Raw genomic sequence first — 14,405 nt, 5'->3', positions numbered from 1 at the left:
CTTCAGCCCCTTTGCGGGCTGAAGGTGTGTTCTCTACTATCTCAATTTGATGTCAGACTTCGGTATACTGTGCTGTCGATAGCGGACAAATTTGCCGCTTTGCCTATATTTCACATCTTACGATAAGGCTTAATCATTTTTCATGGATACTCCGCTTTTAGTATTGGTCGCTGGTGTTGCCTTTGTCGGTTTGTGTCTCGGCGCAGTGATCGCAACGGTGCTGTCGCGGCGTAGCAATGCGATCCAGATTTGTATGCTGGAAGAAAAGATGGGGGCGCAGCAGTTTGCGTTTGATGAACAAGCTGCAAAGCTTGCCGATGCAATATCGCAGCGAGACGGCGCCAAAGGGCTGGTCGTTGAGCACGCGCAGGAACTTGCCGTCGTTAAGGAGCGTTTGCTTATGCAAAACCAAACGCTCTCAGAAATCCAAGCCTCACTAGCGAGCTCGGAGCAAAAAAACAGGGCGCTAAATGACGCCCTGGCGAGACAGGAAAGTGCATATACCCACTTACAAACATCAACCGCAGAGCAGATCGCCTTGCTAAGCGATGCCAAAAAGCAATTAACTGAACAATTTGAGCAGCTCGCCAACCGCATTTTTGATGAAAAGAGTCAGCGTTTTCAAGTGCACAGTCGCGACGCCCTGGAATTACAGTTAAAGCCATTTAGAGATCAGCTAAAAGAGTTTCGCGGCCGAGTTGATCATATTTACGACAACGAGAATCGCGAGCGGGGAGAGTTGAAGGAACAGCTCAAAAACTTGCAGGAAATGAACAGTAGCATTAGTAAAGAGGCGCAAAATTTAACCCGCGCGTTGAAGGGCGACAATAAGGCGCAGGGAAACTGGGGTGAGGTGATCTTAGAGCGTGTGCTCGAAGAGTCAGGGCTACGCAAAGGCCATGAATACGAAACACAGGTCAGCTTTACTGACGACAGCGGCCGTCGCCGGCAGCCTGATGTAATCGTTCGCTTGCCCGATGACAAAGACATCGTCATCGATGCCAAGGTGTCGTTGATCGCCTACGAGCGATATTGCAGCAGCGATGACGAGGCTGAGCGCCAGGCTTTTTTGCGAGAACACGCGCAATCCGTTAAAGCGCATATCAACGGTTTAAGCATCAAGGGTTACGAACATATCGAAGGCCTTCGCACGCTAGATTTTGTTTTTATTTTTATTCCGGTCGAAGCTGCGTTTATGGCGGCGTTTGAGCATGATCCAGAATTGTTCCGCAATGCGTATGAGAAAAACATTATTGTGGTCGGTCCGACCACCTTACTTGCTACCCTGCGGACGGTGCAGAGTATCTGGCGTTATGAAAGACAAAATCAAAACGCCGAGGAAATTGCACGCCAAGCGGGCGCTTTGCACGATCAGTTTGCCCTTGTTGTGCAGTCATTAGAGGATGTGGGCAAGCACCTGGACCGTGGTCGCGATGCCTATGAAAAGACCCTCAATAGAATGACGCTAGGCAAGGGTAACCTGGTATCGCGGGTGAGCCGACTTGAAGCATTGGGGGCGAAGGTCAAGAAAAGTTTACCGTCTTCACTAATCGATAGAGCCGAGATTGACGGTGTTGATTTCGATCAACGTGACGATAACTCATAGTTAAAAGGAGTATTTTTGTGGCACTACCTAAAATCGGAAATAATGCGCCAGCTTTTTCATTAAAGGATCAAGACGGCAAGACGGTTAGCCTAAAAGATTTTAAGGGCAGCAAAAATGTTGTTCTATATTTTTATCCAAGAGCGAAAACACCTGGTTGCACTGTACAGGCGTGTGGGATTCGTGACAGTAAAAAGGCCTTCGATAAGGCGGATACCGTCGTCTTGGGCGTCAGTCCGGATTCTGTAGCTAAACTGAAAAAGTTTGAAGAAAATCCAAAAAAGGAAGAGGGGGCTTTAAACTTTACCCTGCTCTCCGATGAAGACCACAGTATCGCCGATAAATACGGCGCTTGGGGCCCGAAAAAATTTATGGGCAAGGAGTTCGACGGTATTCTGCGTAGTACCTTTATCATTGGTAAAGACGGCAAGCTCAAACACATCATGGCCAAAGTGAATACTAAGACCCATCATGATGATGTATTAAAACTTATCGGTGAACTGGGCTTGGCGGACTAAATGGTTGTTGAGCTAACATCTAGCTAGTGGCATCTGACTCATCGTGAGCAGATGCCACTTTGTTCATTTTATACTTATCTAAATCTTTCCTGACCATATCCAAGCATAGCTTGAGAACGACGGCGTCATCTAAAAATCCAGCAATGGGGATGATATCTGGCACGGCGTCGAGGGGCATTAAAATATACAGTAATGCCGTTACTACCGAGCCAATCGACCACCACGGAATCTCTCGGTAGCTGCCTTTTACATAATCTTGAAGCAAATTAAACAGGGTTTTCACGTGGCTTAAATAAGGCGTAAGTGATGCGTTGTGAAGCACTTTATTGATTATGCGCTGGCGATTACTTAAGGCGAGATCAATTTTGGAATCGGAAACCTCGGCAGCACCGTCATCAAGAATTTTCTGAGCGCGTTTTTTTGAGAATACTTGCATCATAGTTTTCTCACCCATTAATTCGGTTTGATTCTACGTGCTCGAATGCTCCGGGTAAATGCCGGCCCAAGGGGCCGGCAGAAGGAGTGAGGTATTTAGCGCTCCTTGATTTTTAGCGAATATACTGCCGTTTCAGTTCTGATTTCAGTACTTTACCCGCTGCATTACGCGGCATTTCATCGGTTCGAATCCATACCTGGCTGGGTATTTTGTACGCGGCAAGCTTGTCGCTGAGATACGCGTTGATTTCAGTGACGTTAATTTCGCTATTCGCACGGACACGAATTACTGCACCGGGGGTTTCCCCCAGGCGCTCATCGGGTACGGCAATAATCACAGCCTCGGCAATGCTCGGATGTAAACTTAGGCAGGCTTCAATCTCAGCCGGATAGATATTTTCGCCACCGCGAATAATAAGATCCTTGGCGCGATCAACAAGGTAGACAAAATTTTCTTCGTCCAGGTAACCGATGTCACCCGTGGCCATCCATTTACCATCAAAGGTGGCTTTGTCGGCATCGGGTTTATTCCAGTAGTGTTGAATATTACAGATAGATTTTAACCAAATCTCACCGGTTTCATTTTTAGCGAGCACTTGTCCATTTTCATCGCGGGTCTGCCACTCCACTAACGGCGATAAGGTGCCGGCGCTGGATGACTTGTAAAAATAGGCCTCGCCGGTACAGCTTGCACAAATAGCGTTACTTTCCGTCATGCCGTAGCCGGTGCCGACATAGGCATTATCAAGCGTTGTTTCGATCGTGTCCTTGAACGAAGGAGGGCAGGCAGAGCCGCCGCCACCGAGTGAAAACAGGCTGCTGGTGTCGCTATTTGCAAAGTCTGGATGACGAAGCAGATCGAGCACCATTGATGGTGCCGCGCTAAATATAGTGACTCGTTCCGCGCTGATTAATTTAAGTGCCTCCGCTGGAGACCACTTATACATCATGACCGTTTTTCTGCCACCGCGCAGATTGAGCAAAAATGCTGCGTAACAACCTGATACATGAAACAGCGGAACACTAAGCAAAGTGCATGGCGCAAAGCCGCCAGCAAACATTTTTTCGATTGCGCTGGGGTTTGCCATAGCGGAGCACGTGGCATGAAACTCAAAGCTATACATCGCTTGGCAGATGTTTTGGTGACTGGATACGGCGCCCTTTGGACGGCCGGTGGTGCCCGAGGTGTACATGATTTGTGCAATGTCGTCAGGGTTAATAGCCACCATTGGTAGCGGGTGGCCGCTATTTTTAGCAAGGATATCCTCTAAATACTGTACACCTTGTTCATCGCGTGACTTTTCTCTAGCAACAATCGCTTTGCAATCCATGCTGGCTAGTAGCGGTTTAACTAGCTGCAAGCGTGGAAGGTCACAGATGACGTACTTTGCCCCAGAGTCTTCTAGGCCGTAACACAGTTCGTCAGAGCTGCCCCATGAATTTAAGGGCACAACGATCGCGCCAATGGAAATAATGGCGGTGTAGGCAATCATCCATTCTGGGTAATTTCGCATCGCGATGGCGATACGGTCGCCTTTGAGTAAAGATTCATTATTTAGCAGGTGGTGGCCGAGGGCGTCTACTTTCTCGAAGAACTGCTTGAAGCTCGTGCGCTCCTGTTGGTAAACCAAGAACTCTTGATCACCGTGATTGCGGCCAACGTCTACTAATTCGCGCATATTTGATGGCGCATTTTTATAACGCCGAAACGCGTTGTCGCCGTCCTGCAAAATTTCAAACGGCGCACCGGTTTGGCAGAGTTGCGCTGTGCATGCGTCTAGCCGCGAAGATATATTGCTCATAGTAAAATTGCTGGCCTTATTTTTTTTCAAACATATTATGGGTGAAGCTTAATGTCGAGGGGATGGGCGCGTTGATGGTTTCCAAAATGCGGTCGTATTCGGTGTGACAAATGCGCCACTCGCCCTCGCTAAAGCGGTACTGATCGGTGTAGATGGCGGTGCCAAACAGCATCCAGTTCTGCTCTTTATTAAAAACCAAATCCTGTAGATACCATTTCCCGCTGGCGGTGCTGCCATCAATAATGTCTATTTCTGGATGATGGCAGTTATGCATTGTCAGAACCTGGGGCGAGTCCATATGACCTTTTAGGCCGCTAACGAGTTGCTCGCGGTCGTCAAAACTGTATTTACCACCATCGTAGCGTGCGCTGCAGTCTTCGGTAAGCGTACTTTCCAGCAGCGCCCAGTCGTGGGTGTCTACGGCGCGCAAGTAGATGTACTTCAACTTTTTTATCGCTTCTATGGCGAATAGGGTCTCAAGAGAGTTTTGGCTCATGTGGAATCGTCCTTTGTTATGTTCTGTGTGCGCGAGTTCTTCTGCTTAAGGTTGGCGAAAATGCGGGCAAAATCTTACAGTCACCTGACACATGTCAATTTGATGGGCAAGTTTAGAGCGAACAAGAGATTTGATACATGATCTGAATGGGTGAAGCGAAATGAATGACAATGCGGCACAAATTATTGAACCTTGAACTGTATATTGACGACGATATCTGCCAGAAAGTAATGAGATCGAGGAGGTGATTTCCACTATCGATATCGATTTTTGCTAAGCTGTGCGCGATTTTACAATTCGGAGTATTTTGGATGCGCATAATTACTGCCAATACCAACGGGATTCGCTCGGCGGGGCGTAAAGGCTTTTTTGAGTGGCTGGCGAAGCAAGATGCCGATGTGGTTTGTATTCAGGAAACCAAGGCGCAGCGAGATCAACTAGAAGAGTCCCTATATCATCCTGAGGGCTATACCACGATGTATAGCGATGCGATCAAGAAAGGCTATAGCGGCACGGCGATGTACTGTAAGAAACCGCCTAATAGTTTCACGACTTCTTTAGGATGGGACCCCGCAGATAGCGAGGGTCGCTATATAAGGGCTGATTACGACCACATCAGCGTGATATCGATGTACTTGCCCTCAGGCTCGAGTGGTGATGAGGCGCAGGCAAAAAAAGATGCTTTCCTAGATAAAATTTACCCGCATTTCCTTGAGCTGAAAGCGACAGGGCGTGAACTGGTCATTTGCGCTGATTGGAATATCTGTCACAAGGAGATAGATATCAAAAACTGGAAAGGTAATATGAAAAACTCCGGCTTCCTTCCCCATGAGCGCGCATGGTTAGATAAGGTGTATGAGGAGGGTGGCTTTGTAGACGCATTCCGCGAGATCAACCAAGAGGCTGTTTACACTTGGTGGTCGAACCGCGGGCAGGCGTATGCCAACAATGTGGGGTGGCGTTTGGATTACCATGTAATCACCCCCGGCTTGGTGCCCACGATACGCAGTGCGGAAGTATATAACGACGAGCGTTTCTCCGACCACGCACCCTTTACCATGGATTATGATTACTCGCTTTGAGATTGGCCCTTGTGTACTATTGCAGGCTGATTTTAAGTCTGCGGCTGCTGTAGCGCAGGGTCATTTATTTGAATGTTATCTAAGGATATGTAATGAGCTTTTTCATTTCAGAAGCGCAGGCCCAAACCGCCGGCGCGGGCGCACCTCCGGGTGGCGAAATGTTCCAGATTGGTTTTCTGGTATTGATGTTTGCCCTGTTTTATTTCATCGCTATTCGTCCCCAGCGCAAGCGCCAAAAAGAGCATGCGGCCATGGTCGCGGCCCTAGCCAAGGGTGATGAGGTTGTGACAACCAGCGGAATTTTAGGCAAAGTAAATAAGCTTGATGATGCCTATGTGGTTGTTGGCGTGACGGATAATGTGGAATTAAAGTTTCAGCGTTCGTCAATCCACGCTGTATTGCCAAAAGGGACGTTAAAAGCAATCTAAACAGGGGTTGCGCGCTTCGCCGCATAGCGGAGCGCATATCTTTGGCGAGTGACACATGTCTAATAATGTTAAAAAGCCACATGTTTCTGCACAAACTATCGTTGGACACATTCCGCCCCGACTCAAGCTAGCTCAACTTCCTACGCCTTTGCAGCCTTTGGACCGTTTGAGTCAACAACTTGGCGGGCCGAGAATATGGATTAAACGGGACGATTTAACCGGCAGTGTATTGTCGGGTAATAAAGTGCGTAAATTAGAGTTTAATTTGGCTCAGGCCTTGGCGGAGGGCTGCGATACCATCATCACCTGTGGTGGCTTGCAGTCAAACCACTGCCGCGCAACGGCCTTATTGTGTGCCCAGCTTGGATTGCAATGCCATCTCGTCTTGCGTGGCGCTGAAGTAGATATTCCCGACGGCAATCTCTTACTCGATCGCCTGGCTGGTGCTCATATCAGCTATTTCCAGGCCGCGCAGTATCAACGCGAGCTCGATGATATTCTGGCCGGCATTCAAACAAGCTACCGCGATCAAAATAAAAAAGCCTTTATCATCCCAACCGGTGCTTCTGACGCAATCGGCGTGTGGGGATACGTCGAGGCGTGTGCGGAACTCAAACAAGACTTTATTCACCACAATATATCTCCCAAGCACATTATCTGTGCGACGGGCTCCGGTGGGACACAAGCCGGCTTGACTGCCGGTGTTCATCGTTACGGTGTTAATGCTCAGGTCTGGGGGGTGAATGTGTGTGACGATGAGGCTTGGTTCATTAAAAAAGTGAACCGCGACCTCAAAGATTGGATACAGCGCTATCAAACTGGCACAGACCTTGAATCACTTTCAGTGAAGGTAATTGATGGTTACGTCGGCGCTGGCTATGCCCTGGCAGGAAAACACATTTTTGACTGCATCGCTGAGGTTGCCAGCAGTGAAGGTATCATTTTAGACCCGGTGTACACCGCTAAAGCTTTCTACGGCATGCTCGATCAATTAAAAAAGGGCCGATTTGGCGATTCCGGCGATATCGTATTCATCCATACCGGCGGGGTATTTGGCATGTTTCCGCAGCGCGAACAATTTGAATTTTAAGGCCTTGGGTGATCGTGGTGATGTTCGCTGACTTTAGATCAATTGCCCTAGTTTGGACTGCATTGCTAATAAAGGCTGGAATATAAAACAGCAGGCCTAGTCAGCTGCTTAAATCGCGCAATATCTATATAAAAAGCATGGAAAGGGGCTTTGCATGGAATATGTATCCACGTTTGTGAATACCATAAACGGTATTGTTTGGGGCCCGTTGATGCTGGTGCTCATACTCGGGACCGGAGCCTATCTAATGCTCGGGCTAAGACTTATGCCTTTGCTCAATATTGGCACTGCGTTTCGGCTGATGATGAAAGGCCGCAAATCCGGTAACGATGAAGGCGAGATTAGTCCATTTCAAGCGCTAATGACCTCGCTCAGCGCCACCATTGGCACCGGTAACATTGCCGGTGTCGCTACGGCAATTGCACTGGGTGGGCCGGGTGCACTGTTCTGGATGTGGTGCACCGCGCTGGTCGGTATGGCCACCAAATACGCAGAAGCGGTATGCGCAGTTCATTATCGCGAACAAGACGCCGAGGGCAACTTTAGCGGCGGTCCTATGTATTACATCAAAAATGGACTTAGTCCTAAGTGGCGCTGGTTGGGTGCATGTTTTGCCCTGTTTGGTGCGATGGCGGGTTTCGGAATCGGTAATACGGTGCAAGCCAACTCGGTTGCTGATGCCATGCAAGGCGCATTTGGCGTGCCGGTTTGGTTGAGTGCCCTAGTGATGTTTGTCGGTGTCGCGTCGGTCATCTTAGGTGGAGTGAAGAGGGTGGCTAATGTCGCCGGATTTTTAGTGCCCTTTATGGCAGTAACGTATCTCTTGCTGGGCATTGCTATTCTATTGATGAATTTGAGCGCCTTACCGGCGGTAATTAGTCTCGTGCTTGATTCGGCATTCAATGGTACGGCGGCCGTGGGTGGCTTTGCCGGCGCAGGCGTGGCCGCCGCAATCCGCTTTGGTGTTGCGCGGGGTATTTTTTCTAATGAGGCTGGCTTAGGCAGTGCGCCGATTGCTCACGCCGCGGCAAAAACAAATAGTCCGGTGCGCCAGGGTATGATCGCGATGCTCGGCACCTTCATCGATACTATTTTGGTGTGTTCGGTAACGGGCTTTGTCATTCTGCTATCAGGTGCATGGCAGACTGGAGAGAGCGGTGCCGCCTTATCTACCGTCGCTTTTGAATCACTGATTCCTGGCGGGCATTATATTGTGGCTTTGGGGCTGGCAATATTTGCTTTTACGACCATGCTCGGTTGGTCTTATTACAGCGAGCGCTGTGTGGTGTATTTTTTTGGTCCCCGCGGTGTCATGCCGTTTCGGGTAGCTTGGGTGCTTGCTATTCCACTAGGCGCAATGGCCAATTTGGGGTTTATCTGGTTGCTAGCGGATACCTTGAATGCCTTGATGGCAATTCCTAATCTGATCGCCTTAATATTGTTAAGTCCGGTGGTTTTTAAATTGACGAAAAGCGAATTGGCGCTGGTAAAATCTTCGTCTTAGCTAATCTGTGTGTCGGCCCCTAAACAAGGGCCGGAATGTCTACAGCTTATAAATATACCCGATCGACACGGGCTGTAATGCGTGTAAATAATTCGTAGCTAATGGTATTGCAGTGTTGTCCAACTTCCGCAGCCGGTAAATTGTCGCCCCAGAGGGTGGCGATATCGCCGGCTTTTACGTTGGGTAAATGGCTCACATCGACGGTGAGCAAGTCCATCGATACTCGGCCAGCGAGAGGGGCCCGCGCACCATTAATAAGCACCGGTGTGCCATCCGGTGCTTGCCGGGGATAGCCATCTGCATAGCCTGCTGAGACCGTGGCAATCCGCGATTTACGCGCGGCTTGCCAGCGCCGGTTGTAGCCTACACCATCGCCTATTTCAATGTCTCTAACTGCCAAAACTTTAGCTTTAAAAGTCATTACTGGTGCCAAGGCGTCGGCGGCCGTAAGGCTGATCGTTGGGTCATCGCCAAAGAGCATAATACCTGGGCGTACCCAGTCCAGGTGGGTTTGTGGGTGGCGTATTATCGCGGCCGAGTTAGCCATGCTAATTGGAAGCTCTCCCAGCGAGGTACTAAGCGAATGCAGTAGCTGAAATTGCCGATCCGTTGCTGCGGGGCTGTCAGTTTCCGCGTCACTAAAGTGGGTCATGTGATGAATTGCCGCAACATTCGGTGAACCGCTCAGGACGCGGTGGGCTTCGCAGAAATCCTTGTTGCACATGCCCAGCCGATTCATGCCGGTGTTGAGTTTTAGCCATACGGTTATGGATTGTGGGAGTATTGTATTTGCTAGTAGTTTTGCGGCGCCGAGCTCGTGGATAACTATATCTAGTCTTTGTATAGCGCAGTCCTGCAAAAGTCCATCATCGACTTCAGTACCGAGCAGTAAAATGCGACTGTTAGGCTGCGCGGCACGAAGCGTCAGCGCCTCGCTATGTCGCGCGACAGCAAAGCCATCAACTATGCCACTCAACTGATCTGCCACCCAATCTGCGCCATGTCCATAGCCATTGGCTTTCACCATCGCTAAGATAGCGGATTCAGGCGCAAGTCGACGAACCATGGCGGCATTGTGGCGCAGCGCTTTACTGTTAAATTCAACCCAAGTTGTTCTATGCATAATCACCGACTCATATCATTGCCGAATTCTAGCGGGCTTGCGGCAGTGAGAACAGCGAGTATTGGCTTGGTGTTGATGTTTTTATTATGTAGTCACAAGTCATTTGCAGAATGTGAGGCGCCGCGTTTCCCCGCACCGACGGCAGATAGCTTGCTACCTCTCGTCGATAGCCAGTTTTATATCCCAGAGGGGGTATCTAAATCCTCGGATTGCCAGTATTCCAAGGCAGAGCTAGCTCAGTATTATTTTTGGGGTCTGGGGCTGCCTGCACCGGATATCGAAAAAGCCTTTAAATTTGCTAAGCAGTCCCTGAATTCTGACAAGTGGCCCTATGAGCTAGCCTTGCTTCACGCGGCGTTTGTCATAAAGGGATTGGATAATAGTATTAGTAAGGTCGAAGCGGTTAGACGATTCCAGCGTGAGATTCTTAGCGGTGATGCATTGCGGCGAGATAAAGCACTGGCGACTTTAAATCAGTTGAGTGAATTTTTACCCCGCGTAAAAACGGTAGCCGACGCAGTGTACCTTGATTCCACATTGAAGCAGCCCGCCGCGCTAGTGCCGGCGTCTGGCTTCAAGCTAACTGAGAGCGGAAATAAATTCCTGATTTTGCTTGCCGACGACAACGGCGGGCCCAATTTGTATTGGGCCACGGCGCTTACCGGCGATAGCACATCGCCCCATTTGGTCTTTCAGCGACGAGCATCACATGGCGCACATGGCGCAGAAGATATTCGTCAACAGTTGTGGCGCTTTCCCGCGTCAATGCCGCTCAGTGGCGTATTGCTCAGTCGCTTCATTCAGCCCGACGGCAGTCTTTTCGAATCCCGCTGCACAGCCACCGTGCTCGCCGCAGAGTGGTTGATATCGGCATCACACTGTTTATACACACCGAATGGTGAGGGGCATTTACAGTCCTTACAATTTCGTATCGACTCTTTCTCTGGTTCAATCCCTGTCGCCATTGCTGAAGACAATCACCGTGCGATGGCAATAAGTAGCGTCTGGCAACACCGTCAACATCACCCGCAGGACCAGCACAATGGCCAGCTTGGTCGCTATAGCGGCTCTGATATAGCGCTTTTGAAGATGGCGACGCCAATTCCACTGGCAAAACATCCCAAGCTTGCTGTACCTGATCAACAAAATCGCTGGGTGGAGAGTTTGTCTTACCCCAACGATAAACCTTTAAACACGCTGTGGGCTTCCCTGTGCAGATCCACTTTGTGGCATGAAGGTGTGCAAGCCTTAAGCGATTTATATGTATTGGATTGTTTTAGTCATGCAGGTCAAAGTGGCGCAGTGTTGATCCAGAGAGGGGCAGGAGAGGGGCAAATCGTCGGTGTCTTGTCTGCTCGTATTTATAATGACAGCATAAATCAGCCCGTTTTTGCGGCATTTACAGGAGCGTTGATCAAGGAGATCAGGTCGGTTATCGCCGGCGAGCCCTCGTCAGTGTTTGTTCGCATGCCAATCAATTTGGGACCGAGCTTAGCAGAGGCAAACCCGAGTGACGTTTAAGGCTGTTGTCTTGGTCTCGCCATATTGTATAGTGAGGCTGTTGCTTCACGAAGTGTGCTTATGCCCAAAGGATTTGAGAACAAATTGGTTGTCGCTATTTCATCCAGAGCATTATTTAATCTGGATGAAAGCCATCGGGTTTACGAATCGGAGGGGCTGACAGCGTATCAAAAATATCAGATAGATCATGAGAATGAGATTCTGGAGCCTGGTGAAGCCTTTGGTATAGTTGAGCGCTTACTGCAGTTAAACGACTACCTTGATGACGCCCGCGTCGAAGTTATTTTGCTGTCGCGCAATTCGGCCGATACCGGATTACGCGTTTTTAACTCGATTGAGCATTACAAGCTCAATATTAGTCGCGCAGCCTTTAGTGGTGGTGAAAGTCCTTATCGATACGTATCGGCCTTTGGTTGTCATCTTTTTTTATCGACTAATGCCGAAGATGTGCGGCGCGCCCTAGATAATGGGGTAGCGGCAGCGACGCTGTTACCGCGATCTAAAAAATCCCAACCCTTGAGTAAGCGTGAGCTCCGATTTGCCTTTGATGGTGACGCGGTCATTTTCTCTGATGAGGCGGAGCAGGTTTTCAAGCGCGACGGTTTAGAAGCATTCACGGCCAGTGAAGTTGCCGCAGCCAATACCCCACTAAGCGGTGGACCTTTTAAAAACTTCCTCGCTGCATTGAATACCCTGCAGTGTGAACTTTCAGATGATGATCCACCAATTCGTATCGCTCTGGTGACGGCGCGCTCGGCGCCAACTCACAAGCGAGTAATCCAGACCTTGCGAAATTGGAATATTCGAATTGACGAGTCGCTCTTTTTGGGCGGCTTAGATAAAGGCGAATTCTTGGCCGCCTACGGCGCAGACGTATTTTTTGACGACCAACCCGGTCATTGCGAATCGGCGAGTGAACATGTTTCCACTGGGCATGTCCCACATGGTATCGCCAATAAGGTTGAACAGTGACCAAATGGCGCAGTTAATTAGATAAAAAAACATTGCCGCGAAAATGGTTCGAGCACGTTTGATTTCAGGAGTTACGTCAGGATGAAACTGCAGCAGTTGCGCTATATTTGGGAAGTTGCGCACCATGAAATGAACGTGTCGGCGACAGCTCAGAGTTTATTTACCTCTCAGCCCGGAATCAGTAAACAAATTCGAATGCTGGAAGATGAGCTGGGTGTTGAAATATTTGCGCGCAATGGCAAGCATCTCACTCGTATAACCCCCGCAGGTGAGGCAATCTTAAAGACAGCGGGCGAGATTCTTTACAAGACAGAAAGCATCAAACATATCGCTCAAGAGTTTAAAAATCCGAAAAAGGGTAGTTTGTCGATTGCGACTACCCATACGCAGGCGCGCTACGCCTTACCCAGTGTGATCAAAACCTTTATAGATCGCTATCCGGATGTGTCACTGCATATGCATCAGGGAACACCGATGCAGATTTCTGAGTTAGCGGCAAACTTTGAAGTGGATTTTGCGATAGCAACAGAGGCGCTAGAGCTGTTCAGCGACTTGATCATGATGCCATGCTATCGCTGGAATAGAACGATATTGGTACCAAAAGATCACCCTCTAACTGAGATCGCGGACCTGCAAATCGAGGATGTCGCTCAGCATCCTATTGTGACCTACGTTTTTGGCTTCACTGGCCGTTCAAAACTGGACGAGGCCTTTTTAAACAAAGGACTTGAGCCAAAAGTTGTCTTTACTGCCACCGATGCAGACGTCATCAAAACCTATGTGCGTCTTGGTCTGGGAATTGGCATCGTCGCGGAGATGGCCTACGATCCGGTGGCCGACGCGGACTTGGTGGCGCTCAATGCCAGCCATCTGTTTGAACCCAGCGTGACCAAAGTAGGGTTCCGTCGCGGTACCTATATGCGTAAATTTATGTACGACTTTGTCGAGCTATTTGCACCCCATCTAAGCGCAGAATTAGTCGACAAAGCCTACCAGTGTCAGAGTAAAAATGACCTCGAAGCTTTGTTTGCAGATATTGAATTGCCGATGTATTGAGGGCGCGAAACGCTAAATGGGAGACGGAAGAGGCTGAACTTGCGTTTCCCGTCTCCCATTTAGCGTTTAGCTCGTTTATTGCTTTATTCACCCCAAGCCGTTAGATTGTCGCGGTTTTTTAAGCGCTGAGGCGCAATTTTATTTTAGGAGTAGTGTTGTGGAAATCGCTTGTCTTGACTTGGAAGGGGTATTGATTCCTGAAATTTGGATCGATTTTGCTGAGCGCACTGGTATTGAGGCCCTAAAAGCGACCACCCGAGACATTCCAGATTACGATGTGCTGATGCAACAGCGCCTGCGCTTATTGCATGAGAATGGTTTGGGGCTGCCAGATATTCAAGAAGTGATTGCCGATATGTCGCCGATGGAAGGGGCGCGTGAATTCCTAGATTGGTTGCGTGAGCGTTTCCAGGTCATTATTTTGTCGGATACGTTCTACGAGTTTGCTGCGCCCCTGATGAAACAGTTAGGTTGGCCGACACTCTTGTGCCACAAATTAGAAACAGATAGCTTAGGCAAAGTAGTTGACTACCGGATCCGTCAGGTTAACCCCAAGCGGCAGTCGGTATTGGCACTGAAAACCCTGTACTACCGCATTATCGCCGCCGGCGATTCCTATAATGACACTACGATGTTGGCAGAAGCTGACGCGGGCATTTTGTTTAAAGCGCCCGATAATGTCATTCGCGAATTCCCGCAATTTCCTGCCGTACATGATTACGAGACCTTAAAGCTTGAGTTCATCAAGGCATCGAATCGGAATTTAAGCCTGTAG

The 14,405-nt window shown here is 49.2% G+C and carries 14 protein-coding genes; 10 read left to right on the top strand and 4 right to left on the bottom strand.

The annotated features are described in order from the left end of the window. Window positions 1-142: 142 nt before the first annotated feature. Window positions 143-1,606 (top strand): DNA recombination protein RmuC, encoded by a 1,464-nt coding sequence (locus tag KXJ70_RS12160; protein ID WP_219043783.1) that lies wholly within the window; start codon window positions 143-145, stop codon window positions 1,604-1,606. Window positions 1,607-1,623: 17 nt separating this feature from the next. Then, the gene (gene bcp / locus KXJ70_RS12155) at window positions 1,624-2,121 is read left to right on the top strand and encodes a thioredoxin-dependent thiol peroxidase (RefSeq protein ID WP_219043782.1); all 498 of its coding nucleotides are present in this window, start codon (window positions 1,624-1,626) and stop codon (window positions 2,119-2,121) included. A 19-nt stretch (window positions 2,122-2,140) separates the two neighbouring features. On the opposite strand, the gene KXJ70_RS12150 is transcribed toward bcp, so the two are convergent. The 3 genes from KXJ70_RS12150 to KXJ70_RS12140 all read right to left on the bottom strand — a co-directional run bounded on the left by KXJ70_RS12150 (window position 2,141) and on the right by KXJ70_RS12140 (window position 4,854). Then, window positions 2,141-2,560, bottom strand: a complete 420-nt coding sequence (locus KXJ70_RS12150; RefSeq protein WP_219043781.1) for a YkvA family protein — start codon at window positions 2,558-2,560, stop codon at window positions 2,141-2,143. A 109-nt stretch (window positions 2,561-2,669) separates the two neighbouring features. Further along, on the bottom strand, window positions 2,670-4,358 hold the full coding sequence (locus tag KXJ70_RS12145; RefSeq protein WP_219043780.1) for a class I adenylate-forming enzyme family protein: 1,689 nt from the start codon (window positions 4,356-4,358) through the stop codon (window positions 2,670-2,672). Window positions 4,359-4,374: 16 nt separating this feature from the next. Continuing rightward, window positions 4,375-4,854, bottom strand: a complete 480-nt coding sequence (locus KXJ70_RS12140) for a nuclear transport factor 2 family protein (RefSeq protein ID WP_219043779.1) — start codon at window positions 4,852-4,854, stop codon at window positions 4,375-4,377. A gap of 311 nt (window positions 4,855-5,165) precedes the next feature. On the opposite strand from KXJ70_RS12140, the gene KXJ70_RS12135 reads away from it, so the two are divergent. From KXJ70_RS12135 to KXJ70_RS12120, 4 genes are all read left to right on the top strand, one after another. Beyond that, entirely contained in the window at window positions 5,166-5,936 is a 771-nt protein-coding gene (locus KXJ70_RS12135) for an exodeoxyribonuclease III (RefSeq protein ID WP_219043778.1), read from the top strand. 92 nt (window positions 5,937-6,028) lie between these two features. Beyond that, entirely contained in the window at window positions 6,029-6,364 is a 336-nt protein-coding gene (gene yajC / locus KXJ70_RS12130; protein ID WP_219043777.1) for a preprotein translocase subunit YajC, read from the top strand. A gap of 55 nt (window positions 6,365-6,419) precedes the next feature. After that, complete coding sequence (locus tag KXJ70_RS12125) at window positions 6,420-7,454, top strand: 1-aminocyclopropane-1-carboxylate deaminase/D-cysteine desulfhydrase (RefSeq protein ID WP_219043776.1); 1,035 nt, start codon at window positions 6,420-6,422, stop codon at window positions 7,452-7,454. A gap of 154 nt (window positions 7,455-7,608) precedes the next feature. Then, window positions 7,609-8,958, top strand: coding sequence for an alanine/glycine:cation symporter family protein (locus KXJ70_RS12120; protein WP_219043775.1), 1,350 nt, complete (start codon window positions 7,609-7,611; stop codon window positions 8,956-8,958). A gap of 46 nt (window positions 8,959-9,004) precedes the next feature. Here KXJ70_RS12120 and alr read toward each other — a convergent pair whose 3' ends face one another. After that, a complete protein-coding gene (gene alr / locus KXJ70_RS12115; protein ID WP_219043774.1) occupies window positions 9,005-10,081 on the bottom strand; it encodes an alanine racemase in 1,077 nt (358 codons plus the stop codon). A gap of 45 nt (window positions 10,082-10,126) precedes the next feature. Between alr and KXJ70_RS12110 the strand changes: the two genes are divergently transcribed. The 4 genes from KXJ70_RS12110 to thrH all read left to right on the top strand — a co-directional run bounded on the left by KXJ70_RS12110 (window position 10,127) and on the right by thrH (window position 14,405). Then, entirely contained in the window at window positions 10,127-11,602 is a 1,476-nt protein-coding gene (locus KXJ70_RS12110) for a trypsin-like serine peptidase (protein ID WP_219043773.1), read from the top strand. A 60-nt stretch (window positions 11,603-11,662) separates the two neighbouring features. Continuing rightward, entirely contained in the window at window positions 11,663-12,574 is a 912-nt protein-coding gene (locus KXJ70_RS12105) for a 5'-nucleotidase (RefSeq protein WP_219043772.1), read from the top strand. An 81-nt stretch (window positions 12,575-12,655) separates the two neighbouring features. Next, window positions 12,656-13,630 carry an HTH-type transcriptional regulator CysB gene (gene cysB / locus KXJ70_RS12100; protein ID WP_219043771.1) on the top strand — a complete coding sequence of 325 codons (975 nt, stop codon included), beginning with the start codon at window positions 12,656-12,658 and terminating at the stop codon, window positions 13,628-13,630. A 157-nt stretch (window positions 13,631-13,787) separates the two neighbouring features. After that, on the top strand, window positions 13,788-14,405 hold the full coding sequence (thrH, locus tag KXJ70_RS12095) for a bifunctional phosphoserine phosphatase/homoserine phosphotransferase ThrH (protein WP_219043770.1): 618 nt from the start codon (window positions 13,788-13,790) through the stop codon (window positions 14,403-14,405).

The sequence above is a fragment of the Zhongshania aquimaris genome, from assembly GCF_019312595.1.
Classification (GTDB): domain Bacteria; phylum Pseudomonadota; class Gammaproteobacteria; order Pseudomonadales; family Spongiibacteraceae; genus Spongiibacter; species Spongiibacter aquimaris.
The sequence above is the reverse complement of the archived record's forward strand: the minus strand, read 5'-3'. Positions and strand labels throughout refer to the sequence as shown.

Coding starts and splice junctions, on each gene's coding strand:
- KXJ70_RS12160 (WP_219043783.1), top strand. CDS start 143: ATGGATACTCCGCTTTTAGTATTGGTCGCTGGTGTTGCCTTTGTCGGT.
- KXJ70_RS12150 (WP_219043781.1), bottom strand. CDS start 2,560: ATGATGCAAGTATTCTCAAAAAAACGCGCTCAGAAAATTCTTGATGAC.
- KXJ70_RS12135 (WP_219043778.1), top strand. CDS start 5,166: ATGCGCATAATTACTGCCAATACCAACGGGATTCGCTCGGCGGGGCGT.
- alr (WP_219043774.1), bottom strand. CDS start 10,081: ATGCATAGAACAACTTGGGTTGAATTTAACAGTAAAGCGCTGCGCCAC.
- yajC (WP_219043777.1), top strand. CDS start 6,029: ATGAGCTTTTTCATTTCAGAAGCGCAGGCCCAAACCGCCGGCGCGGGC.
- KXJ70_RS12140 (WP_219043779.1), bottom strand. CDS start 4,854: ATGAGCCAAAACTCTCTTGAGACCCTATTCGCCATAGAAGCGATAAAA.
- KXJ70_RS12120 (WP_219043775.1), top strand. CDS start 7,609: ATGGAATATGTATCCACGTTTGTGAATACCATAAACGGTATTGTTTGG.
- cysB (WP_219043771.1), top strand. CDS start 12,656: ATGAAACTGCAGCAGTTGCGCTATATTTGGGAAGTTGCGCACCATGAA.
- KXJ70_RS12145 (WP_219043780.1), bottom strand. CDS start 4,358: ATGAGCAATATATCTTCGCGGCTAGACGCATGCACAGCGCAACTCTGC.
- KXJ70_RS12105 (WP_219043772.1), top strand. CDS start 11,663: ATGCCCAAAGGATTTGAGAACAAATTGGTTGTCGCTATTTCATCCAGA.
- KXJ70_RS12125 (WP_219043776.1), top strand. CDS start 6,420: ATGTCTAATAATGTTAAAAAGCCACATGTTTCTGCACAAACTATCGTT.